Here is a 23,106-nt window from a genome sequence, read left to right on the forward strand (position 1 = left end):
CTTGTTGGTCTTGTTTTATTTTTCCCCCGGCGATCCTTCCCCGGCCCGCCGGCGTGCTGTCTTCTTTCCGGGTCCCGTCCAGTCCCGGCAGCGCTTCAATACCTGGTCGAACGGCTCCATGTCTCCGAACTCCATGACGGCGGACATGGCCCGGTTGTCCACGTCCAGCCCCGCCTCCTCCACGCAGGCGACCGGGTTCAGGCCTCCAATGAGAACGATGCCGACCCGATTCACTTCCACGGGTGTCTGGCAGACCGGCTCGCTCACCTCGCCCTTCACGAGGACCCCGTCGATGCCGGCCCGGGCCAGCCCGGCGAGCTGCTGTTCCATGAGGGGAAGGCAGGCAGCCGGGATTTCCCGGAAGTTGGCCAGGAGCATTCCCTCTCCCTCGGCAACGACGCTTCGGACGGACGTCATCTTTCCCCGGATGAAGACCTCCGACGGGTCCAGGGACGATCCGGAGTAGTAGATCAGCTCCACGAACCGGAGGGGGTTGCGGTTTCTCACCTGCAGGATGCCACCGAACTTGGAGTCCATGGGGATGCCGTGTTTCAGGAGAACGCCGTTGACCACGATGCTGCACACCGTGGCCATTGCCACCCGACCCTCGGGGACGAGGAGTCCCGCCAGCCTCTGTCCCGGACCGGCGACGGCCACGCGGCGGCTGACGGCATAGCCCGCCTCGAAGACCGGCTCCATGATCCGGACGGCCTCGGGAAATGTCTCCTCCGGCAGGAGCGAGATGTTCACCGGCAGAAGCCCCCGGCCGGTTTCCGGTTTGAACGTGGTCTGGAACGCCAGGGACTCGATGCGGGAATTGGCCAGTCCCACCTTGTCCCGGACCCTGGCCCGGCCGATCTCCTCGATACCCCGGTCGGTGATGATCCGCCCGTCGCGCTTGCCGATCAGCCGTGTCAATCCGCGCTCGTCCATGAGTTTCAGGTGGTAACGGACGGCCCGCTCGCTCGATGGCAGGCCCCGTTCCAGCATCTTCCGGGAAATCAGGCGCGATCCCACGGACTGACCCGCCTCGTGGAGAATGCGTAGGATCATCAGGGTCTTGCGCTCGACATCGGCGGGATTTGTGAAGGGGGAACCCATCGGCAATCGGCCATCCTTTGCCGACGCAACTACACGGAAAGGGACAATCTTGTCAACACAAAATTGGGCCTTTCCCGCGGGTCCCGCCGCGCCCCTCTCCACCGGCGCTTCGACCCCGGGGGAAGGACTGCCCGCACCCCGTCCTCTTTGCCAAATCCCGCTTTTTCTGCTACCTTTCCCCCACTTTACGAGGGAGGGAAGGGGACATGCTGACGGATACCCGGTTGGAGCGCTATGCGGATGTTCTTCTGTGGGGATTGGAAACCGCGCGGAAAGGGAAGTTCCGGAAGGGGGATATTGTCCTGATCCAGTATGACCCGCCGGCGCTCCCTCTGGCGGAGCTCCTGTATGCCCGCGTCCTGGATCGCGGGATGTCCCCGGTCCAGCGGATGGGGCTGACCTTTCGCATGGAGAGGATGTTTTTCGAGAAATCATCGGGACGCCAGCTGACCTTCATCGCCCCGGGGGAACGGGAGCTTCTGGAGCGGGTCAACGGCCGGATTTTCCTGCGGGCGCCGGAGTCGCTGACGCACCTGAAGGAGATCGATTCCTTCCGGATCGGGAAGGTCCTGGTGGCCCGGAAGTCCCTGAAGGACATCCTGGATCGCCGGGAAGAGGAGGGGCACTACGGCTGGACCCTCTGCACGTATCCGACGAAGGAGCTGGCCGTCCAGGCAAAGACGACCCCGAAGGCCTACGAGAACGAGATCGTCCGGGCCTGCTGGCTCGACGAGGAGGATCCCGTCCGGAAGTGGTCCTGGATCCACCGGGAGATCGGCCGCATCAAGACGTGGCTGGGCAGCCTGCCCGTGAAGTCCTTCCGTGTCGAGTCGGCGAACATGGATCTGACGGTGGTACCGGGGGAGCACAGGAAATGGGCCGGCGTTTCGGGGCACAACATCCCGAGCTACGAAGTCTTCCTCTCCCCGGACTGGCGTGGAACCGAGGGGACGTATTACGCGAACCTTCCTTCGTACCGGAGCGGCAATTACGTGGAGGGGGTCCGGCTGACCTTCCGGAAGGGCGTAGCCGTTGGTATCCAGGCCGCCACGGGGGAGGAGTTCGTCCGGAAGCAGCTCGCCATGGATCGGGGGGCGAGCCGGGTGGGGGAGTTCTCCCTGACGGACCGCCGGTTCTCCCGGATCGGCCGCTTCATGGCGGACACGCTCTTCGATGAGAACCACGGAGGGGCCTTCGGGAACTGCCACGTGGCCGTCGGGTCGTCCTATTCGGACACCTACTCGGGAAACCCCGCAGACTTGACCATGGAAAAGAAGAAGGCCCTGGGCTTCAACGATTCGGCCCTTCACTGGGATCTCGTGAACACGGAGAACAAGACCGTGACGGCCAGGCTGAAAACCGGGAAGAACGTCGTCGTCTACGACGGAGGGGTGTTCAAGATCTGAAGCGCCGCCAGGTGGACGGCGACGGGCGGTTTCGCCGTTGCAGAGCGCGACCGCCCGGGAAACCCTGGCTCTCAGGGGATCGGGACGCTCCCGTCAAAGCATTTCAGGCACAGGTCCTTGCGGGGCAGCCCCAGGGCGGCCACAAAGGCCTCGGTGCTGTTGTACTTGACCGAATCGGCCCCGATCTGGTCCGCCACCCACCGCTCCAGTTCCCTCAGCTGGTCCATCGACTTGATATCGCCGGTCCGGAAGAAGCTCCGGGCGGTCAGCTCGTCGTACGACCGGGTGGAGATGCCAAAATCGCAGGGGTACATCAGGGGCGGGCAGGCGATCCGCACGTGGACCTCCTCGGCCCCGGCCTCTTTCAAGTCCCTTACCTTGTAAAGGATCTGGGTCCCCCGGACGATCGAATCGTCACAGATGACGATCCGCTTTCCCTTCACGGCGTAACGCAGCACCGAGAGCTTGCGCTTTGCCATGCGGCTCCGGGCGTCCTGGGTCGACTGGGTGTAGCTCCGGTCGGCGTAACGGTTGTAGAGGAAAACCTCCTGGTAGGGGATGCCGGATTCCTGGTGGTAGCCCACGGCGTGTCCGATTCCGGACATGGGCACGGGTGAAACCAGGTCCGCCTGCGGGCTGCCTTCTTCGCGGTCCCGGCGGGCCAGGCTCCGGCCGATGCAGTTGCGGGCCTCCTGGACGTACAGGCCGTCGATGATGGAGTCAATGCTGGCCGTGTAGGCCCACTCGAAGGCGCAGTGTGCCTTGCGTGGCGACGGGATCTCGGTGACGGTGCGGAATCCGTGGCCGTCGATGAGCACCGTCTCTCCCGGGCGAACGTCCCGGAGGATCTCCATCTCCAGGTTCTGCAAGGCCCGCGACTCGGAGCAGACGGCGGTCCGCTCCCCGTCCCGGCCGAGGATCAGGGGCCGGAACCCGTATGGGTCGCGGGTCGCGTAGATTCCTTCCTTCGCCAGGATCACCAGGCAGTAAGCCCCCCGGATCCGCTCCGCCAGGGAGTTGATCCCCGTCAGGATATCCGAGGACTCCATGATGATCTTGGCGATGACCTCGATGTTGTATCCGCGGTAGAAGGCGTGTCCCTGCCGCTTGAGGTCGGCGATGAGCTCCTCGGCGTTGATGATGTTGCCGCTGAAGGCCAGGGAGATGTCCCCCACCTTGGATTGCCAGCTCATGGGCTGGCGCTCCCAGAGGCTCACGTGGCCGATGCCCAGATTCCCGTGCAGGTAGGAGAGGTCCTCGGTACTGAAGGCGCTGCCGACCTTGCCGTGGTGGGTCACCTGGTGGATCCGGCCGTCATAGGTGGCGATCCCGCAGTATTCCTGTCCGCGGTGCTGGATGAAATCGAGGCCGTTGTAAATGTCGTAGACGCAGGGCCGGGTCGAATAGATCCCGAACACACCGCAGTTGTCTTTGATCTCGCCTCCCATGACCGTCTTGCCTCCTCGAACGACACCGGCTACTGGATGTCCTTGTGGTAACTCTGCAGAGAGCGGGCCCGTCCGTGGCCTTTCCGGAAGGCCTGGATGCCCTTGACCGCGGCCGCCGCGGCCGCCGTGGTGGTGATGTAGGGGATCCGGTACTTGATGGCGGCCTTCCGGATGTACGAGTCGTCGTAGGCGCTCATCTTGCCGCTCGGCGTGTTGATGATGAGCTGGATGTCCCCGTTCTTGACGGCGTCCACGATGTTGGGGCGCCCCTCGTGCATCTTCAGGATCGGCTCCGTGGCGATCCCCTGGCGGGACAGGAAATCGTGGGTTCCCCGCGTGGCCAGGATCCGGAACCCGAGGTCCTGGAACGTCCGGGCCGTCTGGAGGATGCCGCCCTTGTCCTGCGCTTCCACCGTGATCAGGACGGTGCCGGTATCGGGAAGGACCTGCTGGGCCGCCTCTTCGGCCTTGTAGAAGGCCAGCCCGAAGGAATCCGCCAGCCCCAGCACCTCGCCGGTGGAGCGCATCTCGGGCCCCAGGACGGGGTCCACCTCCTGGAACATGTTGAAGGGGAACACGGCCTCCTTGACGCCGAAATGGGGGAACCGCCGGGTCGACAGGTTCAGATCGGAAAGCTTCTTTCCCAGCATGACCTGGGTGGCCAGGCGGGCCATGGAGATGCCGCACACCTTCGAGACGAGGGGCACCGTCCGGGATGCCCGGGGGTTCGCCTCCAGGACATAGACGGTGTCGTCTGCGATGGCGTACTGGATGTTCATGAGCCCCACCACGTTGAACTCCACGGCGATCTTGCGGGTGTACTCCTCGATGGTGTCCAGGTGGCGGGCGGGGATGCTGATGGGCGGGATAACGCAGGCCGAGTCGCCGGAATGGATTCCCGCCAGCTCGATGTGCTCCATCACGGCCGGGACATACGCGTCGGTCCCGTCGGAGATGGCGTCGGCCTCCGCCTCGATGGCGTTCTCCAGGAACTTGTCGATGAGGATGGGGCGCTCCGGCGTCACGCCGACGGCGGCGGAGACATACTGCCTGAGCATATCCTCGTCATGGACGATCTCCATGCCCCTTCCGCCCAGGACGTAGGACGGCCGGACCATCAGGGGGTAGCCGATCCGGTTCGCCACAAGGAGGGCCTCTTCGATGGTGCTGGCCATGCCGGACTCGGGCATGGGAATGCCCAGCTTTACCATCATCTGGCGGAACCGGTCCCGGTCCTCCGCCAGGTCGATCGTCTCCGGCGACGTTCCGAGGATCTTCACACCGGCCTTCGAAAGCTCGCCGGCGATGTTCAGGGGCGTCTGCCCTCCGAACTGGACGATGACCCCCTCGGGCTTCTCCTTTTCATGGATGGACAGGACATCCTCGACCGTCAGGGGCTCGAAGTAAAGCTTGTCGGATGTGTCGTAGTCCGTGGAGACCGTCTCGGGGTTGCAGTTCACCATGATGGATTCGAGTCCTTCGTCCCGGAGGGTGAAGGCGGTGTGGACGCAGCAGTAATCGAACTCGATCCCCTGGCCGATCCGGTTCGGCCCCCCCCCGAGGACCATGATCTTCCGCCGGTCGCTGACGGGGACCTCGTCGGAGGCGTTGTAGGTCGAGTAGTAGTAGGCGGCATTTTCCACGCCGCTGACGGGAACGGCGTGCCAGGCCTCGGGCATGCCGATGCCGATCCGCTGACGGCGGATGTCCGCCTCGGGCACGCCGAGAATCTGCGCCAGGTAGCGGTCGGCGAAGCCGTCTTTCTTGGCCTGCGCCAGGAGCTCGTCCGGCAGGGGGTTGCCCCTGTATTTCAGGATCTGCTCTTCCAGGTCGACCAGCCCCTTCATCTGCGAGAGGAACCAGGCCTTGATGTAGGTTTTCCGCGCGAGGGCTTCGACCGTCGCCCCCTTCCGCAGGGCCTCGTAGAGGATGAACTGGCGCTCGCTGGAGGGCTCCGCCAGGAGCTCCATCAGTTCCTCGAGGGATTTCTGGTTGAAATCCTTCACGAAGCCCAGGCCGTACCGGCCCTTTTCCAGGGAACGGATGGCCTTCTGGAAGGCCTCCTTGTAGTTCTTCCCGATGCTCATGACCTCACCCACGGCCCGCATCTGGGTGCCCAGCCGGTCGACGGATCCCTTGAATTTCTCGAAGTCCCAGCGGGCGAACTTGACAACGACATAGTCGCCCCAGGGGGTGTACTTATCCAGGGTCCCCTCGCGCCAGTACGGGATCTCGTCGAGGGTCAGCCCTCCCGCCAGGAGCGAGGACACGAAGGCGATGGGGAAGCCGGTGGCCTTGGAGGCCAGGGCGGAAGAACGGGACGTCCGGGGATTGATCTCGATCACCACGACCCGGCCCGTCTCGGGGTTGTGGGCGAACTGGATGTTCGTGCCGCCGATGACCTGGATGGCCTCGACGATATCGTAGGAGTACTTCTGGAGCCTGGCCTGGAGCTCGGGAGCGATGGTGAGCATGGGGGCCGTGCAGTAGGAGTCCCCCGTGTGGACGCCCATGGCGTCCACGTTTTCGATGAAGCAGACCGTGATCATCCGGTTCCTGGCGTCCCGCACCACCTCCAGCTCCAGTTCCTCCCAGCCCAGGACCGATTCCTCCACGAGGATCTGGCCCACCAGGCTGGCGGAGATGCCGCGGCCGGCCACCGTGCGGAGCTCCTCCAGGTTGTACACGAGGCCGCCGCCTGTGCCGCCCATGGTATAGGCGGGACGGATGACGACGGGATAGCCGAGCTGGACGGCGATCTTTTCCGCCTCCTCGACGGTGTAGGCCGGCTCGCTCCGCGGCATGTCGATGCCGAGCCGGTTCATGGTCTCCTTGAAGGCGATCCGGTCCTCTCCCCGCTCGATGGCGTCCACCTGAACGCCGATCACCTTGACCCCGTACTTTTCGAGGACTCCCCGGCGGGCCAGTTCGGAGGTCAGATTCAGCCCGGTCTGTCCGCCCAGGTTGGGAAGGATCGCGTCGGGCCGCTCGTTTTCGATGATTTCGGTCATGGATTCGGCGTTCAGCGGCTCGATGTACGTCACGTCGGCCATTCCCGGATCCGTCATGATGGTGGCGGGATTGGAGTTGACGAGTACAATTTCGTACCCGAGCTTTCGAAGGGCCTTGCACGCCTGGGTGCCGGAGTAGTCGAACTCGCAGGCCTGACCGATGACGATGGGGCCGGAGCCGATGATCATTACTTTCTGGATGTCGCTTCGCTTCGGCATGGTTTCCTCTGTCTTTCCGCCGCACCGGGGGCGGGACGGCTTGCTGTCGGGATGGACCGTCGACGATAACGTACAGATTTCCGGGAGGATTGCTGTGGAGATCGGTCAACCGGTTGGCGATATATAGGGGAGAGCCCTCCGGTTGTCAAGGCGGAAATAACTTCTTAATAATACGAGCATATTTCTAACGGCGGCCGGTGCGGATTTCCCGCTGGCGACCGATGGAGGGAGCCCCGGAAACGGCGAATTCCGGTGTTGCTTCCTGTCCCGCGCGGCGGCCTGACCGGGGTCAGAACACCCCGGCCAGATCGAGGCCCGAGAGAGCGGCCAGGAACGCCGCCACCAGGGCGAGGCGGCCCGTCCAGCGGTGCACCGTCCGGAGCCGGACGGCATGGGCGCGGATCCGGAACGCCAGGAGGCCAAGGATCGGGGCGGTCCAGGACAGGGCGAGCGCGGTGGCTCCAAACCAGGTGTGGGGCGCATCGAGATGGACCCCGGAGGATGCCTCCACGAGACGGAAGGCGGTGACGGACCCGGGAATCAGCACGACTGCGCCGGCGATTCCCAACGCCCGGTGCGTCTTCAGCCACCAGCGCTTCCGCTTGAGGAAGCGGGAAATGAAGCCGGCAGCGGCCATCAGGCCGAGTCCCGATCCCATGACAAGACCATGGATCAGGAGAGGATTCATCTATTTTGATGCCGGGTTCGCCGCCGGGACGGTGTATTTTACGGTTTTCGAACCCCAGAGATTGCAGGTCGCCTTCACGTCCAGGACGTCTCCGGGAGCGAGCTGGATGCGGTAGCTGTAGGAAAAGGCCGGGGCTTCCGGCTGGTTCTTGTAGTCCTGGGAGGCAAGAACCTTTTTGTCTTTCCTGATCTCCACGTTCTTGATGTAGTGGGAGCTCGGAACCGGAGAGGAGTGGGTGATGGTTACCTGGAGGGTCTGGGACGCGGCATCGTAGCTGCACTTCACATCGCCGGGCGCATGGGCCTGGGCGACGCCGCAGGGGAGAAGCCAGACCCCCGCCAGGATCATCCAGAATACCGCCAGCAGGACCAGGCCGCGGGCCGTCTTTCTCACATTCCGTTTCATGGTTTGTCTCCTTCCTTCCTTTTTTAGAGGCTTTTTGTCCCGTGCCCGGTCGCCGGAAGCACCATGGGCGGGCCTGGGGCGGTCTAAATCTTGATTTCCATGTTCTGGTGGAGGGCGAAGCAGTCCATCTTGCGTCCTTCCCGCTTGATGAGACGGCGGCAGTCCTGCACGATGGCATCCACCTGGTCGTCGGATCGCTCCTGGTTGTGGTGGAACAGGCCGAGACGCTGCACGCCCGCCTCCAGGGCCAGGTTCAGGGCGTCCGTGTAGACCGAGTGCCCCCAGGCCCGCGTGCGGAGGTATTCCGTCTCCGTGTACTCGGCGTCGTGGATCAGCAGGTCCGCGCCCCGGGAGAATGCCATGTAGTCTTCGAAATCACACCCGCCCGGATGCTTGTACATGAGCTCGTTGTCCGTCAGGAAGACGAAAGTTTTTCCGTCCTCTTCGAACTTGAACCCCTCTCCCTGGTTCGGATGGCTGATCGGGATGGTACTGATGGTGACGGAGTTGGTCCGGAACTCCTCTACGCAGGCTTCGTGATAGACGATATCCGCCCGGATGTCTTCGAAATTGACGGGAAAATGGGGAGGCTCCATGACCCGGGAGATGATTTCCTTCAGGGAGGACTGGGCATAGGAGCAGCCGTACATGGCGATGGAGATCTTCGGGAAATAGATGGGCTTGAAGAAGGGGAAGCCCATGAGATGGTCCCAGTGGGCATGGGTGAAGATCATGGTAAAGGAGTTCACGCCTTCGGCCATGAGCTGGTTGCCCAGCCGCCGGATTCCGGAGCCGGCGTCGATCAGGATGACGTCGTTGCTCTTCGTCCGGATTTCGATGCAGGTTGTATCCCCGCCGTACTTGAGATACTCGCTCCCGGATACGGGGATCGATCCCCGGGCCCCCCAGCAGCGGATGATCATAGGTTCCCTCCACGCACCCTTGTCCGGGAGCGATTCATGAATGACGCCGTTTCTGTGGGATTGCGATGCAACAGGATAGTAAATAACCGTGATCAGAGAGGTTGTCAAGAATTCATCCCGCCGGGTCCCGGATTTGCTCCCTTTCCGGTGTTCGGGACAAGAGAAAAGCAGGATATTCCTGCCGATCCTTTCTTCGGGGAAACCCGGGAGGGTGGCCGGTCATGGTTGCGGGGAGAGTGTCCATAGGGCGAAACATGATGGATTCCGGTTAGATCCGAGTGCAAAAGGCGGAAATTGTGCTTGTCAAAACCGGCGTTCATTGCTACAAGCCAGGAACTTAAAGAGGAAGTGAGGTGAACATCGGATGGGAGAGGGCATTTCGGATTATACGAAGTTCGTCGTGGACCTGCGGCGCCACATGTGGATGGCCGGCGTGGAGATGGAACTGAGGCGTCTCATCTGGCAGATCGCCGTGACAGGGAAGTATATCTCCGCGAAAATTCATGAATCCAACCGCAAACTCGCGGGGCTCCGAAACGTGTACGGGGAGGAGCAGCTCGCCCTGGACCGGAGCGCCGACGAGATTCTGAAAAACCAGCTTCACCACTCGGGTTTCGTCCGCCAGTATGCCTCGGAGGAGCAGGAGGCTATCGTCGAGATCGGACAGGGAAACGGGAAATACTTCGTCACGGCGGATCCCCTGGATGGATCCTCCCTGGTGGATACAAACCTTTCCATCGGCACGATCATCGGCATTCACCGGGAGACGTTTCTCACGGAGGGAGCGCACTCCATGGTGGCGGCCCTTTACATCACCTATGGCCCCCTGATCACGATGGTCTATTCCGCCGGCAAGGGAACCCATGAGTTCGTCCTCAACCGGGAGGGGGAGTACGTCCTTTCCCAGGAAAACATCCGTCTCAACGAACAGGGATCGATCTACAGCCTGGGCGGTCTGCGCAAGGAATGGACGGACGGGCACCGGAGGTTCGTGGAGTTCCTCGAGGATCAGGGCTACAAGCTCCGGTACAGTGGAGGGTTCGTCCCCGATATCAACCAGGTGCTCATCAAGAAGGGGGGCGTCTTCACGTATCCCGCCCTGAAGAAGAATCCCCGCGGGAAACTGCGGCTCCTCTTCGAGCTTCAGCCCATGGCCTTCATCATCAGCCAGGCCGGAGGCATGGCGACCGACGGCCACCGCGACATCCTCTCGATTCCGGTGGAGGAGTTGGACCAGTGCTCCCCCATTTACATCGGGAGCTCCTTCGAGATTCGCAAGGCCGCGGAGTTTCTGAAGCAGGCATCCTGAAAGAAGGCCGCCTCGAAAAATCCGGAAGCGGATGATCGTTCCCGCAGCCCGTGTCCGCTTCTCAGAAAGGAGATGTTTCATGCCCGTGATTTTTGAGCAGATGGATTCGTTGCATGCCGCTTCGAAGGGAATCCTCTCGATCGAAGATGACGTCCGGGTTCTCGACGAGCGGACCCTGAGGGACGGCCTCGTGGACGACCTGGTTTATTCCGCCGTCTTCAGCGGAGACGAGAGAGTCCGGGAGGTCTGCCGCTGGCTGATCCGGCGCGCCGGATGGGCCCTCGGGATTTATTCCGCCTCCATCCAGCCGCTGTACGAGGCCATGGGAAGAAGGGAGGTGTCCGGTTTCACCGTGCCGGCCATCAATATCCGGACCCTCACGTACCACACGGCCCAGGCCATCCTCCAGGCCGCCATGAAGGGAAAGGCGGGTTTCGTCATCTTCGAGATCGCCCGCTCCGAGATCGACTACACGAAGCAGCGTCCCGCCGAGTACACGGCAGCCGTTCTCGCGGCGGCCGTCAAGACGGGATGGAAAGGCCCCATCTTTCTCCAGGGGGACCATTTCCAGGTGAACGCGGGCCGTTATGCCAAGGACCCCGACAAGGAACTGCGGGGCGTCAAGGACCTGATCTGGGAGGCCATCGAAGGAGGCTTCTACAACATCGACATCGACACCTCCACGCTGGTGGACCTTTCCAAGCCGACCGTGCGGGAGCAGCAGTACCTGAATTACAGCCTCGCGGCGGAGCTTACGACCATGATCCGCGACCTGGAGCCGGAGGGGATCACCATCTCCGTGGGAGGCGAGATCGGCGAGGTCGGCGGCAAGAACAGCACGGTGGAGGAGTTGAATGCCTACATGGAGGGGTTTTTGGAGATCCTGAAGCAGCAGGGCGAGAACCTCAAGGGGATCAGCAAGATGAGCGTCCAGACGGGAACGAGCCATGGCGGCGTGCCCCTTCCCGACGGAACCGTGGCCCAGGTGAAGCTGGATTTCGAGACGCTGAAGCGCCTGTCCGAGGAGGCCCGGGCCCGCTGGGGCCTCTCCGGGGCTGTGCAGCACGGCGCCTCCACCCTGCCCAACGAGGCCTTTGACCGCTTCCCCGCCACGGGAACGGCGGAGATCCACCTCGCCACGGGTTTTCAGAACATTGTTTACGACAGCCCGGCCTTCCCGGCCTCGATGAAGGAGAAAATCTACGGATACCTGAAAACGGAAATGGCGGGGGAGAGGAAAGCCAGCGACACGGAGGAGCAGTTCCTCTACAAGACCCGGAAGAAGGGGTTTGGTCCCTTCAAGCGGGAGCTGTGGGGGCTGCCGGATGAAACCCTGTCGGCCCTGAGCCGGGAACTGGAGAACCAGTTCGCCTTTTTCTTCGGCAAGCTGAACATGCACGACACGGAGCACCTCGTGGCCCGCTACGTTCAGCCCGTGGACGCCGCCATGAAGAAACCGGCCGGACTCTAAGGCACGCCGGCCGGACGTGAACCAGCACACGAGGAGGGCGGATTTCGAATCCGCCCTCCTTTTTTTTACTCTTCGCATCGAGGCGCGGGGGCGCGACCGGGGGTTTCCAGAGGAGCGATCAGGACATTTTTCCCATCCCTCTTGCCTGACGGACCGTCGACGACGGATCGTGGGAAAAATGGCCGCGACAGCGGAAGCCCCCGTGGCAGCCCCCGCGCCCCGATGCGTTGAATGCAAAGGGAAAGGGGAGCCGGCTTGGCAGGAAAGAAAAGAATGAAGAAAGAGGGACGGGTTTGAAATCCGCTCCCCCTCTGTCTTGTGTGCCGGGTGTGCCGTACTAGCAGCCCCGGGCTCAGCCCAGGACGATGTCTTCCAGGTGGCGCTTGGGAACGTGATGGACGCGGTTGCCGTCGCGCCAGTACTTCACGTCCCCATCCGGGCCGATCGGGTCCATGACGACAGTCTCCACGGGCCTGCCCAGGGCGATGACGAGCAGGATCTCGTATCGCTCCGGGATGGCCAGGGCCTTCCGCAGGGCGGCCCGGCTCACCGAGGCGATCATGCAGCCCCCCAGCCCCTTTTCCACCGCCCCCAGGAGGATCGTCTGGGCGGCGATGCCGTGGTCGTAGGCCACCTCCGGCGCGGTTTCCCTGTCGCCCAGCATGATGACGTATCCCGTCGGGCGTTCCCCGGCTTCCGGTCCCGGCCAGTCCGGCAGGTAGCCGGCCCAGGCGAGGTGCCCGAATACGACGGCATTTCTCTCCGGGTCCGAGGAAAGGATGTACCGGAGGGGTTGCTTGTTGGCCGCCGAGGCCGTCTGGCGGGCCAGGTCCACCAGCTCCAGGAGCGTCTCCCGGCTGATGGCGAAGGATTCGTCGAATCTCCGGTAACTCCGGTTTTTCACTACCAGGTCCTTGAACATGGTCCAGCCTTCTCCTTTCCGGATGAAAACGATCCCGTCGGGTATTGCGGGGCTGTGGCCGACAACCGCCGGGTTTTCAGCGATGGGGTTCGATGACGACTTTCAGGGACGGCCCACCCTCGGCGACGAGGCGGAAGCCCTCCTGGATGTCCCCGAGCGGGAGCCTGTGGGTGATCATCTCCTCCACGGGAACGCGTCCCAGGCGGATGAGATCGATGGCGACCCGGGCGTCCAGGGGGCTGTTCCCGTAGGAGGGAAGGATCCGGATCTCGTTCCGCCAGAACTCGTTGAGGGGCACCGGCAGCAGAAAATCCGGCTCCGTGGTGGCGAAGCAGAGAACAACCCCTCCCCGGTCCACGCAGCGGAGCGCCTGCTCGAAGGCGGTTGGCGCGCCGGCGCAGACGATGACCGTGTCGGCCAGGCAGCCGTCGTTCTGGCGGCGGACCCAGTCCGGCAGGTCCTCCCGGGCGTCCGCGACGGCCTCGGCGCCGAAGCGGAGCGCCGCCTCGCACCGGTAATTGTGGACGTCCGTCGCCAGGATCCGGCCCGCCCCGAGGGCCCGGGCCAGCATGATGTGAAGGATGCCGGAGATGCCACTCCCCAGGACCAGGACCGACTGTCCGGGCTGGAGGCCGGCGAGGCGCTGCCCCCGGATGACGCACGCCAGCGGCTCGATCATCACGCCGGCGGCGAAGCTCATCTCGTCCGGAAGGGGAAAGACGCCCCGGTCCACGTTCAGGCGGGGCACCCGGAGGTATTCGACGAAGCCTCCCGGGTCGTAGTTCGTGGTGTGGAGGGTCTCGCAGGCCGTGTGGCAGCCCCGGAGGCACCAGCGGCAGGTGTTGCAGGGGATGTGGTGGGAGACGAAAACCCGGTCGCCGGGGCTCCAGCCGGTCACCCCGGGGCCGATCTCCTCGACGGTCCCGGCGATCTCATGCCCCAGGACGAGCGGGGCCTTGCGGAGCCGGTACCACTCCATGACGTCGCTGCCGCAGATGCCGCTGGCCAGGACCTTGACGAGGATCTCGCCGGGGCCGACGGCCGGCACGGGCCGCTCCTCGACCCGGACGTCCCGGTTTCTGTAGTAGACGGCGACGCGCATGGCTGGATCCGGGGAAAGTTTACGGGAAACGGGCTTCCCGCCTGTTCAAGGGGTTACTTTTTCCGCGTTTTCGTCCCGGGCGCCTTCTTCCTGCCGGCGGAGACGATCTCCCGGTAGAGCCCGTGGGCCTCGGGGGCCGTGTAATTTTCGTGGATGATGGCCCGGAGCGATCGCATCATGGCCACGGGGTGGGGATGCTGCCAGACGTTCCGCCCCAGGTTGAGGCCGATGGCGCCCTTCTTGATGCCGTCGTGAACGAATTCCATCACCTCCAGCTCGGTCTCGCACTTCGGTCCTCCGGCCATGACCACTGGAACGGGGCAGCCGCAGGTCACCCGGTCGAAGTCCTCGCACCAGTAGGTCTTGACCACCCGTGCGCCCAGCTCGGCGGCGATGCGGGAGGCCAGGGCCAGGTAGCGGGCATCCCGCTTTTCCAGCTCCTTGCCCACGGCGGTTACGGCCATGACGGGAATCCCGTAGTCTTCGCAGAGGTTGACCATCTCCGCCAGGTTCAGGAGGGACTCCCGCTCGTACTCGCTGCCCACGAAGATGGAGACGCCCACGGCGGCCACGTTCAGGCGGAGGATCTCCTCCATGGAGGTGGTGATGGACTCGTTGGCCAGATCGGCGCCGATGACGCTGGTGCCGCCGGAGACGCGGAGGATGATGGGGGTGGTGATGGCCGGATCCACGGCGGCCCGCAGGACTCCCCGCGTGACAAACAGGGCGTCGCAGTACGGCAGGAGCGGCGCGATGGTCTCGCCGGGCTTCTCCAGGCAGGACGTGGGTCCCTGGAAATACCCGTGATCGATGGGAAGAAAGAAGCAGCGGCCGTCCGGCTGGATCAGGCGGGAGAGGCGGTTTTTCATGCCCCAGTCCATGGTGTTCCTCCTATGTGTTTCTTTGCCGGTTCGGCCGGCGGAATCAAGACGGGCGGCGGGGGCTTCCTCCCGCCGGGTTCGGTTACAGATCCTTTACGTCTTTCTTGATCTTCAGCCGGCCTTCCTTCACCATGGCCGTCTTCATGCCCTCCACCCAGGTCTGGAGGATGGTTCTCTGCTTCATCTGCAGGAGGGCGTTCCGGACGGCTTCCTTCCGGGAGGCGAAGTCGGTGAAATCGACGGTGCTTTTCCCCTTGAACTCCACCAGGATGAACCGGTCGCCCACGGCGAAGGCTTTCTCCGGATGGGGCTTCTTGGCGGAAAGTGACCAGATGGCTTCCGTCAGGTCCCGGGATTCGCCGATTTTCGGAATGGCCCGGGTGGGGGCGAAGAAGCCCGTCTCCTCGATCTTCCAGCCCTTGGCGACCTGGTCGAGCGTCGCTCCGGCCTTGAGTTTGCCGGCCAGCGCTTCCGCCTCCCCGGAGGCTTTCCGGCGTGCCTCCTCCTTGACGTACCCGGCCCGGACCTCCTTTTCGATCTCCTTGAGCGGGGGGACGTAGGCGGGCTTCCGCTGTGCCACCTGGAAGAGGAGATACCCCCGGTCGTTCGAGAGAACGGGGCTCACCTCCTTGGGCTTCAGGTTGAAGACCGTCTTTTCGAAGTCCTTGATCCCGCGAAATGCGGCCGGCGGGGCGGAGACGGCGAAGAACTCCGTCACCTGGACGTTCAGGCGGTTCTGGGCGGCATAGCCGTCGAAATTCTCGTCCTGGTAGATGGTGTCGTGGGCTTTCTTGGCGCGGTCCGAGGCCATGTACATCCCCTCGACGCGCTTCTTCTCCGCGACGATCCGGTCCCGCACCTGCTCCAGGGACAACTGCCGGCCGTCCTTGCGGAAATCGGATTTGTGCCGGTCATAGTAGTCGCGGACGTCCTCGTCGGAGGGCTTCACCGCGTCTTCATAGTCCTTTCCCGGGAAGGCCAGCACCTTGAGCTGGATTCGCTCGGCCACGCGATACCGGTCGCCTTTCTCTTTCAGGTAGCTCTCCAGGTCCTTCTCGGAGGGCGTGATCCGGCCTTCGAAGTCCGCCGGCGAGATCGCGACGAAGGCCAGGTTCATCTTTTCGTTCTGGAGGCGGTAGAGGTCCGAGATTTCGCTGTCCGAGACCTTGGCCGATCCCTGGACCAGGTCCTCCAGGCGGGCGATGGTCATGGCCCGTCTCTGGATCCCCTCGAATTCTTCCGCGGTGACTTTGTTGTACCGGAGGGCCTGCTTGTAGAGGCGGTCGTCGAAAACGCCGTTCCGCTGGAAGGCGGGAACGGACATGATAAAGTTCTTCATGTCCTCGTCGGATACCCGGATGTTCATCTCATCGGCCTTCTTGAGGAGAATCGTCTGGTGGATGAGATTGTCCAGAGCCTGCTGCTTCAGCCTGCCGTCCTTGATCAGCTCGTCGGTCACCTCGTTGCCGAGCCGCTGGCGGTAGACCTCCACCATGTTCTGGTACTCCCGCTGGAAGTCGGCGTAGACGAGGTTCTTTCCGTCGATCGTGACGATCGTCTCCGTCTGCTGAAGGCCGCCGAGGGATCCGAAATAAAGGACAAAGACGATGACGATGATTCCCAGGAGGATCTTCATGATCCAGCTCCTGGCATGTTTTCTCATCAGTTCCAGCATGGTTGTCCTGCTCCGGTCAGGCTGATTTTCCCGATGCGGAACGCGGGTCGGGAAGGGCCGTTTTGGTAGTACAAACACGGCGGAATTGCAAATTCTTTTTCCTTACTTCCGGTTCAGGAAGATCCAAAGGAGACTCAGGACCAAGCTGACCAGGAGGCTGGTTGCCAGGGGGACATGGATGTGAACGTTCCGGCCCCGCCAGGAAAAATCCCCGGGCAGGCGTCCGAACCAGGAGAGGAATCCCTTTCCCCCCAGGACGAAAAGAAGGCCGACGCCTGCGAGGACCAGGCCGAAGACGATGAGCATTTTCCCGATGCCGGAAAGATCCGCCATGTGCCGCTCCGGATGAGGGTGGATTCGGGGTGTCGCGCGAGGGGCGGGAGGGGGCCGGTCTTTCAGCCGCCGCTCCCGGGCCAGCGGAAAGGATCCTCCCGCCGGAAGTCCGGGACGATCTCCCGCTCGTCCACGGCCTGAACATAGAGTTCTTCAAAACCCAGGTCAAGGGCGTAATCCACGACGGACTCGTACTCCTCCGGCGTCACCCGCCGGCTCAGATCCGGCTCCAGCCTGACCGGGTTGACGGGGGTGTACTGGGACATCAGGCTGAGGGGGACCGAAGAGCCGAGCCGCCGCCGGAGAAGATCGAGGGCCGCCCTGCTGTTGGCGGTGTTGCCGGGGAGGATCAGGTGCCGGACGAGGAGGCCCCTCCTCGCCAGGGAGCCGTCCGTCTCCAGGGTGTCTCCGACCTGCCGGATCATCTCGCCGACGGCCCGGAGAGCCGTCTCCGGGTAATCGGGGACCCCGGTGAGCTTCGTGCCCAGGGCGGGATCCCCGAACTTGAAGTCCGGGAGGTAGACGTCCACCATCCCCTCGAGGAGCCTGAGGACCGCCGGATCCTCGTATCCCCCGCAGTTGTAGACCAGCGGAACCGACAGCCCGTCCCGGCGGGCGGCCAGCCAGGCCTCCAGGATGCCCGCTGCGTGAGGCGTCGGCGTCACCGGCTCGATGTTGTGGCATCCCTCCTCCTGGAGGCGGAGCATGGTCCGGGCCAGCCCGGCGGCCGTCTCCTCCCGGCCTGCCGTTTCATGGCTGATCTGGTGGTTCTGGCAGAAGGAGCAGCGCAGGTTGCAGGAGGACAGGAAGATCGTGCCGGCGCCCCGGGATCCCGAGATGGGGGGCTCCTCTCCATGGTGAGGCAGTGCCCGGGCCACGACGGGACGGTCCGCGAGCCCGCAGAAACCCCGTTCGCCGCCCGTCCGGTCGACGGCGCAGCGCCGTGGACAGAGGACGCAGCGCTTGAGGATTTGCTTCAGTCGGCGGAGATTTTCTTCCATGGGGTGCGGAAAGGCCTGTTGCCGGGACATTGGTGCGGGGGCGGCCGCCGTCAGGAGATGGGCTCCACCACGTCACGGATCCGCCCGCTCTCGACGAGCTCCAGGAATTCCTCCCCGAAGTGGGCCGACTGCCGGACTGTCTGCCACCAGTTGCGAATCCGGGTCTCCGGGTCGTCGATCAGGTCGGTGAGGTCGTCCCGGTCGGGCACCTTCCCACCCGGGAGACCCTCGACGAAGGCCTCGGAGGGGTACACCATCAGGACGTTGTCGAGGATCTCCTCGGAAGGCCTGCGCTTCATGCGCTTCTTGTCCATCCAGCCGGGGATGATCCGCTCCTGGTGGTTGAAGAAGAGGGTCACCTCGTCGTCCCGCTCCGTGTAGCGGTGGGTCAGGTGGTAGTCGAAGAATCCCCCGTCCCGGTAGATGCCGGTCGGGGCGCCGAAGATGTCCCGGACGCCGGCGACGACGACGGGGATGGCGCCGGATGCGAGGACGGCGGCTCGGAAGTTCGTGGCGCTCAGCCGGATGAAGGTCCCCCGGAAGTCGCTCCGCAGGCAGAACGAGGGAGGCTTGGGGCCGTTGTAGAAGATGACCCGCTCGCCGAAGGTGTGCAGGGTCGACGGGCTGGCGATGTTCATGAGGTAGCTGAGCATGAAGCCGCCCTTCTGGATCCAGGGCCGTTCCGAGGCGGTCAGCGGGCGGCATCGCATCGTGGACACGGCAAAGCGGTATTTCTTGTTGGCCAGGGCAAAGGGAACGGCGTCACGCTCCAGGAAGGTGTTGATGATGCCGCCTAAGGTCTTGAGGATGTCCTGGGGCGAGTCTTTCCGGTGATAGGAGGCCGTGAGGTAGGACTCGATGAGGGCATTGTAGCTTTTTTCCGGCTCGGGCTGCAGCCAGGCGGCGAAGCGCCAGGCCCCGGCGGAGGATCCCGCCAGGAGGACCGGGTGCCGGTTTCCCAGGACCCCCGAGGAGAGGAGCGTCCGGTCGAAGCCGGACACGATGAGCCAGCGCGGACCCGATGCGGGGCCGTAGTAGGAACGGACGGCGTCCAGGGAAAACCCGCCGTCCCGGATCAGGGCCATGGCGGAGCGGCCCGCACGGATCCGGAGGGTGTTCATGGGATTCCCTGCCGGTGGGGGATGCACCGCATACGTGCGGAATCCGACGGCCGCCGCAGGATCGTGCACCCGTTCCGGGTGACCGGGCCACTTTTAGTTATTACCTGATATAATGATATCGTTCTTGACACGGTCCGGTACGTTTTGTAAGTTGATCCTGCCGCTTGGCCCCTGCGGGCCCAGCCGGCAGATACGGAGATGGTTGGGCTGGCAGTCGGTTCATACAAAATCTCCTTTGGTTTTGTCAACATTTCCCTCGCCGGCAGGTGGCGGAAAGGGAAACCTTCCTGGGAATCCTCTTCGGGAGCGTGGGATTGGAGATAAGGGAAAGTATTCTCGAAACGGCAGTCAGGGCGCGTGCGGCCGCTTCCGCCCTCGGGCGCGTACCGTCCGATCGCAAGGACCGCACCCTCCTGGCCATGGCCGGTGCCCTGCGGGAGCGGGAGGCGTTCCTGCTGGAGGCGAACGCCGGCGACGTCGCAAAGGCCCGGGAGCGGGGGCTGTCCAAGGCCATGGTCGACCGCCTCACGCTGACCCCGGCGACGATCCGGGGCATGGCCCGGGGGCTGGAGGAGGTGGCGGCCCTGCCGGATCCGGTCGGCCGGATCACCGGCATGTGGCGGCGCCCCAACGGCCTGCTGGTCGGGCGGATGCGGATCCCCCTGGGCGTCATCGGCATCATCTACGAGGCGCGCCCCAACGTGACCGTCGATGCGGCGGCCCTGTGCCTGAAATCGGGCAATGCGGTGATCCTGCGGGGCGGATCGGAGGCCATCGACTCCAACCTGGCCATCGCCCGGGTCCTTCAGGACGTGCTGGAGACGTCGGGCCTGCCGCCGGCGGCGGTGCAGGTCATCGGCGTGACGGACCGCCGGGCGGTCTACGAGATGCTCCAGCTGGAGGAGTACATCGACCTGATCATCCCCCGGGGAGGGGAGGACCTGATCCGGGCGGTGGTGCGGGATTCGAAGATCCCCGTCATCAAGCACTACAAGGGCGTCTGCCACATCTTCGTCGACGCCGGCGCGGACGTCGGGGAGGCGGTCAAAATCTGCATGAACGCCAAGACCCAGCGCCCGGGCGTCTGCAATGCCATGGAGACACTCCTCGTCCACGAGGCGATCGCCGGGGCGTTTCTCCCGGAGGCGGCCAGGGTCCTGCAGGACGCCGGCGTGCGGCTCCGCGGGTGTCCCCGGACGCGGGAGATCGTTCCCTCCGCCGAAGAGGCCCGGGAAGAGGACTGGCACGCCGAGTACCTGGACCTGATCCTCGCGGTCCGCGTGGTGGACGGGATCGAAGAGGCGATGGACCACATCGAGCGCTACGGCTCCCTGCACACGGAGGCGATCCTGACCCGGGACTACGCCAACGCCCAGCGCTTTCTCCGGGAGGTCTCCTCCTCGACGGTGCTGGTGAACGCCTCGACCCGCTTCAGTGACGGGTTCGAGCTGGGGCTCGGGGCCGAGATCGGCATCAGCACGACAAAGCTGCACGCCTTCGGGCCCATGGGGCTGGAGGAGCTGACGACAACGAAATTCATCATCTACGGAGACGGACAGGTGAGGACATGAAGTGGGGACTGTTAGGCGGAACCTTCGATCCGATTCACATGGGCCATCTGCGATGCGCCGAGGAGATCCTGGAGATGTTCGACCTGAACCGGATCATCTTCGTCCCCGCATCCCGGCCTCCGCACAAGCTGGGGGCGGAGATCACGCCCTTCTTCCACCGGGAGCAGATGGTCCGGCTCGCCATCGAGGACAATCCCTCCTTTTCCTTTTCCGACGTGGAGAACCAGCGGGAGGGAAAGTCCTATTCGGTGGAGACCATCGAGTATTTCCTGAGCCGCTACCTCAAGGACCTCGAGCTTTACTTCATCCTGGGCCAGGACGCCTTTCACGCCATCCAGACGTGGCGGGACTGGAACAGGCTCCTCCTCCTGTGCCACATGGTCGTCATGACCAGACCGGGCTATGAAAACAGGGGGCTCGCGACGATCCTTCCGGAGGATTTCGCTTCCCGCTTCACCTACGAAGAGGAGTTTGACGCGTACCGGGGACCGACGGGGCACATGATTTACTTCCGGGAGGTCACCTTCCTCGATATCGCTTCCAGCAATATCCGCCAGCGGGCGAAGGCTTCGCAGTCCATTGCCTACCTGGTTCCCGACACGGTGCGCCGCTACATCGTCAAGAACGAGCTGTACAAATCAAGATCCCTGTGACCCGGGAAGAAAGAACCGGAAGCCCGTTCTTTTCAGGAAATGAGGTCCTGCATGGATCCGCGATTCCGGACAGGGCGGGTAGCCCGGCCGCCGGAGTGGGTGTATCGAAGGACCGGCAATGGAGGAGATATGGAAGGCGCGAAGAAAACCAGGGAAGAGCTGCTGAAGGAAGTGGCGGAGCTGAAAAAGAAAGTGCAGGGCCTCGGGCGGGGCGGCCCGGCCGTGCAATCCTGGGAGGAGCGCTACCGGGAGCTGGCGGAGTGCCTGCCGCAGGTCGTCTTCGAGCTGGACCGGAAAGGCCGCTTCACCTTCTTCAACCGCCATATCACCACGTTCCTCGGCTACGACCAGGAGGATTTCGATAAGGGAATGACCGCCTGGGAGGCGGTGATCCCGGAAGACCGGGAGCGGATGAGGCGGGAGATCGACCTGGTGCTCAAGGGAAAATCGAAGGCCCAGGGCACCCAGACGGCCCTCCTCCGGAAAGACGGAACATCCTTTCCCGTGGCCATCTTCGCGTCCCCCATCCACTCGGCGGAAGGCATCCGGGGGCTCCGGGGCGTGGGGGTCGACATCTCCTACCAGAAGAGGGCGGAGATCGAGCTTCGGGAGAGCGAGGAGCGCTACCGTTCCATCGTCGAGCACACCCACGACGGGATCTGCGTGATCGACCGGGACGGCCGCATCCAGTACGGGAACGACGAGCTGTCCCGGATGACCGGATACAGCAGGGAGGAGAATCTCGGGAAGACGTTCACCGATTTCATCGTCCCGGAAGACCGGCGCATTGCCCTGGATCGGTTTACGAGACGCCAGCGCGGCGAGAACGTGGTCGACCAGTACGAAACGAGGATTGTCTGCAGCGACGGCCGGCAGATCAACGTGGAGGCGAAGGTTTCCGTCCTGACGGACTCAAAGGGACAGAAGCAGGCGGTCGTCAAGCTCCTGGACATCACGGACCGCAAGAAGGCGGAGAACAGCCTGCGCCAGTCGGAGAACCTCTACCGCACGATCTTCGAGAACACCGGCACCATCATGATGATCGCCGACGAAGACCGGAACATCGTTCTCCTGAACGGCGAGTTCGAGAGGGTCGCGGGAATCCGGCGGGAAGACGTCGTCGGGAAGATCCGGGCCGACGACCTGATCGAGAGCGCCGACCTGGAGCGGCTGGTGAGCCTGCAGCGTGAAATCCTGGAAGATCCGGCCAGGGGGCCTTTCCACACGGAATTCTCCCTGAAGGACAAATCGGGCGGGATGCGGGATGTTTTTCTTGTGATCTCCGCCATCCCCGAGACCCGGCTCGTCGTGTGCTCCCTCCTGGACATCACGGAGCGGAAGCAGGCGGTCCAGGCGCTCCTGGAGAGGGAGAAGGCCCTGGAGGAGACGACCCGGCGCCTGGAGGAGGTCAACGAGGCCCTGCGCGTCCTCCTGAAGCACAAGCAGGAAAGCCAGGGAGAGGTGGAATCGAAGGTCCTCGCCAATGTCCGCGAACTGGTGCTGCCCTACGTGAAGAAAATGCAGAGCACCTCCTTGGACGGCGCGCAGAAGGCGTACGTGGACATCATCGAGACGAACCTGGAGGACATCATGTCGCCCTTCCTCCGGACGCTGACCTCCCAGTACCTGAACTTCACGCCGAAGGAAATCCAGGTGGCGAACTATATCCGCAGCGGGAAGACCACGAAGGAAATCGCCAGGATCATGAGTGTCTCCCGGAGTGCGATCGACCTGCACCGGAATCATATCCGGGCGAAGCTGGGCCTGAACAAAAAGAAGGCCAACCTGCGCACCCATCTTGCCAGCCTTGCGTGACCGGTGACGGTCCCGGACGGAGCGGCGCCGTCCTCTTCACCTGGCGCCCCT

Annotated in this window: 19 protein-coding genes; 6 read left to right on the forward strand and 13 right to left on the reverse strand. The window is 63.7% G+C overall.

The features are described 5' to 3' along the window. Window positions 1-15 precede the first annotated feature (15 nt). Window positions 16-1,101 carry an NrpR regulatory domain-containing protein gene (locus PLO63_00385; protein ID HOI72574.1) on the reverse strand — a complete coding sequence of 362 codons (1,086 nt, stop codon included), beginning with the start codon at window positions 1,099-1,101 and terminating at the stop codon, window positions 16-18. A 206-nt stretch (window positions 1,102-1,307) separates the two neighbouring features. On the opposite strand from PLO63_00385, the gene PLO63_00390 reads away from it, so the two are divergent. Further along, window positions 1,308-2,507 carry an aminopeptidase gene (locus PLO63_00390; GenBank protein HOI72575.1) on the forward strand — a complete coding sequence of 400 codons (1,200 nt, stop codon included), beginning with the start codon at window positions 1,308-1,310 and terminating at the stop codon, window positions 2,505-2,507. A 71-nt stretch (window positions 2,508-2,578) separates the two neighbouring features. On the opposite strand, the gene PLO63_00395 is transcribed toward PLO63_00390, so the two are convergent. The 5 genes from PLO63_00395 to PLO63_00415 form a co-directional block, all read right to left on the reverse strand. Continuing rightward, window positions 2,579-3,955, reverse strand: a complete 1,377-nt coding sequence (locus PLO63_00395) for a hypothetical protein (GenBank protein ID HOI72576.1) — start codon at window positions 3,953-3,955, stop codon at window positions 2,579-2,581. A gap of 29 nt (window positions 3,956-3,984) precedes the next feature. After that, on the reverse strand, window positions 3,985-7,185 hold the full coding sequence (gene carB, locus PLO63_00400; GenBank protein ID HOI72577.1) for a carbamoyl-phosphate synthase large subunit: 3,201 nt from the start codon (window positions 7,183-7,185) through the stop codon (window positions 3,985-3,987). A 289-nt stretch (window positions 7,186-7,474) separates the two neighbouring features. Continuing rightward, window positions 7,475-7,873 (reverse strand): hypothetical protein, encoded by a 399-nt coding sequence (locus tag PLO63_00405; GenBank protein ID HOI72578.1) that lies wholly within the window; start codon window positions 7,871-7,873, stop codon window positions 7,475-7,477. Beyond that, window positions 7,874-8,278 carry a hypothetical protein gene (locus tag PLO63_00410; protein ID HOI72579.1) on the reverse strand — a complete coding sequence of 135 codons (405 nt, stop codon included), beginning with the start codon at window positions 8,276-8,278 and terminating at the stop codon, window positions 7,874-7,876. It abuts the gene before it with no gap. 83 nt (window positions 8,279-8,361) lie between these two features. After that, complete coding sequence (locus PLO63_00415) at window positions 8,362-9,201, reverse strand: MBL fold metallo-hydrolase (GenBank protein HOI72580.1); 840 nt, start codon at window positions 9,199-9,201, stop codon at window positions 8,362-8,364. Window positions 9,202-9,565: 364 nt separating this feature from the next. Here PLO63_00415 and PLO63_00420 point away from each other — a divergent pair, with 364 nt between their 5' ends. Then, the gene (locus tag PLO63_00420) at window positions 9,566-10,510 is read left to right on the forward strand and encodes a class 1 fructose-bisphosphatase (protein HOI72581.1); all 945 of its coding nucleotides are present in this window, start codon (window positions 9,566-9,568) and stop codon (window positions 10,508-10,510) included. 79 nt (window positions 10,511-10,589) lie between these two features. After that, window positions 10,590-11,981 (forward strand): class II fructose-bisphosphate aldolase, encoded by a 1,392-nt coding sequence (locus tag PLO63_00425; GenBank protein HOI72582.1) that lies wholly within the window; start codon window positions 10,590-10,592, stop codon window positions 11,979-11,981. Window positions 11,982-12,333: 352 nt separating this feature from the next. Here PLO63_00425 and PLO63_00430 read toward each other — a convergent pair whose 3' ends face one another. The 7 genes from PLO63_00430 to PLO63_00460 all read right to left on the reverse strand — a co-directional run bounded on the left by PLO63_00430 (window position 12,334) and on the right by PLO63_00460 (window position 19,016). Continuing rightward, on the reverse strand, window positions 12,334-12,903 hold the full coding sequence (locus PLO63_00430; GenBank protein HOI72583.1) for a nitroreductase family protein: 570 nt from the start codon (window positions 12,901-12,903) through the stop codon (window positions 12,334-12,336). A 76-nt stretch (window positions 12,904-12,979) separates the two neighbouring features. Beyond that, on the reverse strand, window positions 12,980-14,005 hold the full coding sequence (locus tag PLO63_00435; protein HOI72584.1) for a zinc-dependent dehydrogenase: 1,026 nt from the start codon (window positions 14,003-14,005) through the stop codon (window positions 12,980-12,982). Window positions 14,006-14,058: 53 nt separating this feature from the next. Further along, window positions 14,059-14,886, reverse strand: a complete 828-nt coding sequence (gene lsrF, locus PLO63_00440; protein HOI72585.1) for a 3-hydroxy-5-phosphonooxypentane-2,4-dione thiolase — start codon at window positions 14,884-14,886, stop codon at window positions 14,059-14,061. A gap of 82 nt (window positions 14,887-14,968) precedes the next feature. Beyond that, a complete protein-coding gene (locus tag PLO63_00445; protein HOI72586.1) occupies window positions 14,969-16,561 on the reverse strand; it encodes a SurA N-terminal domain-containing protein in 1,593 nt (530 codons plus the stop codon). Between the two features lie 102 nt (window positions 16,562-16,663). Continuing rightward, the gene (locus PLO63_00450; GenBank protein ID HOI72587.1) at window positions 16,664-16,894 is read right to left on the reverse strand and encodes a DUF2905 domain-containing protein; all 231 of its coding nucleotides are present in this window, start codon (window positions 16,892-16,894) and stop codon (window positions 16,664-16,666) included. A 62-nt stretch (window positions 16,895-16,956) separates the two neighbouring features. After that, entirely contained in the window at window positions 16,957-17,895 is a 939-nt protein-coding gene (locus tag PLO63_00455) for a radical SAM protein (GenBank protein HOI72588.1), read from the reverse strand. 50 nt (window positions 17,896-17,945) lie between these two features. Continuing rightward, window positions 17,946-19,016, reverse strand: coding sequence for a hypothetical protein (locus tag PLO63_00460; GenBank protein HOI72589.1), 1,071 nt, complete (start codon window positions 19,014-19,016; stop codon window positions 17,946-17,948). Window positions 19,017-19,324: 308 nt separating this feature from the next. On the opposite strand from PLO63_00460, the gene PLO63_00465 reads away from it, so the two are divergent. The 3 genes from PLO63_00465 to PLO63_00475 all read left to right on the forward strand — a co-directional run bounded on the left by PLO63_00465 (window position 19,325) and on the right by PLO63_00475 (window position 23,055). Then, window positions 19,325-20,587 carry a glutamate-5-semialdehyde dehydrogenase gene (locus PLO63_00465; protein HOI72590.1) on the forward strand — a complete coding sequence of 421 codons (1,263 nt, stop codon included), beginning with the start codon at window positions 19,325-19,327 and terminating at the stop codon, window positions 20,585-20,587. Further along, on the forward strand, window positions 20,584-21,240 hold the full coding sequence (nadD, locus tag PLO63_00470; GenBank protein HOI72591.1) for a nicotinate-nucleotide adenylyltransferase: 657 nt from the start codon (window positions 20,584-20,586) through the stop codon (window positions 21,238-21,240). Before PLO63_00465 ends, nadD begins: the two co-directional genes overlap by 4 nt. 129 nt (window positions 21,241-21,369) lie before the next feature. Then, complete coding sequence (locus PLO63_00475) at window positions 21,370-23,055, forward strand: PAS domain S-box protein (GenBank protein HOI72592.1); 1,686 nt, start codon at window positions 21,370-21,372, stop codon at window positions 23,053-23,055. Window positions 23,056-23,106 lie beyond the last annotated feature (51 nt).

The sequence above is a fragment of the Syntrophales bacterium genome, assembly GCA_035363115.1.
Lineage (GTDB): Bacteria > Desulfobacterota > Syntrophia > Syntrophales > PHBD01 > PHBD01.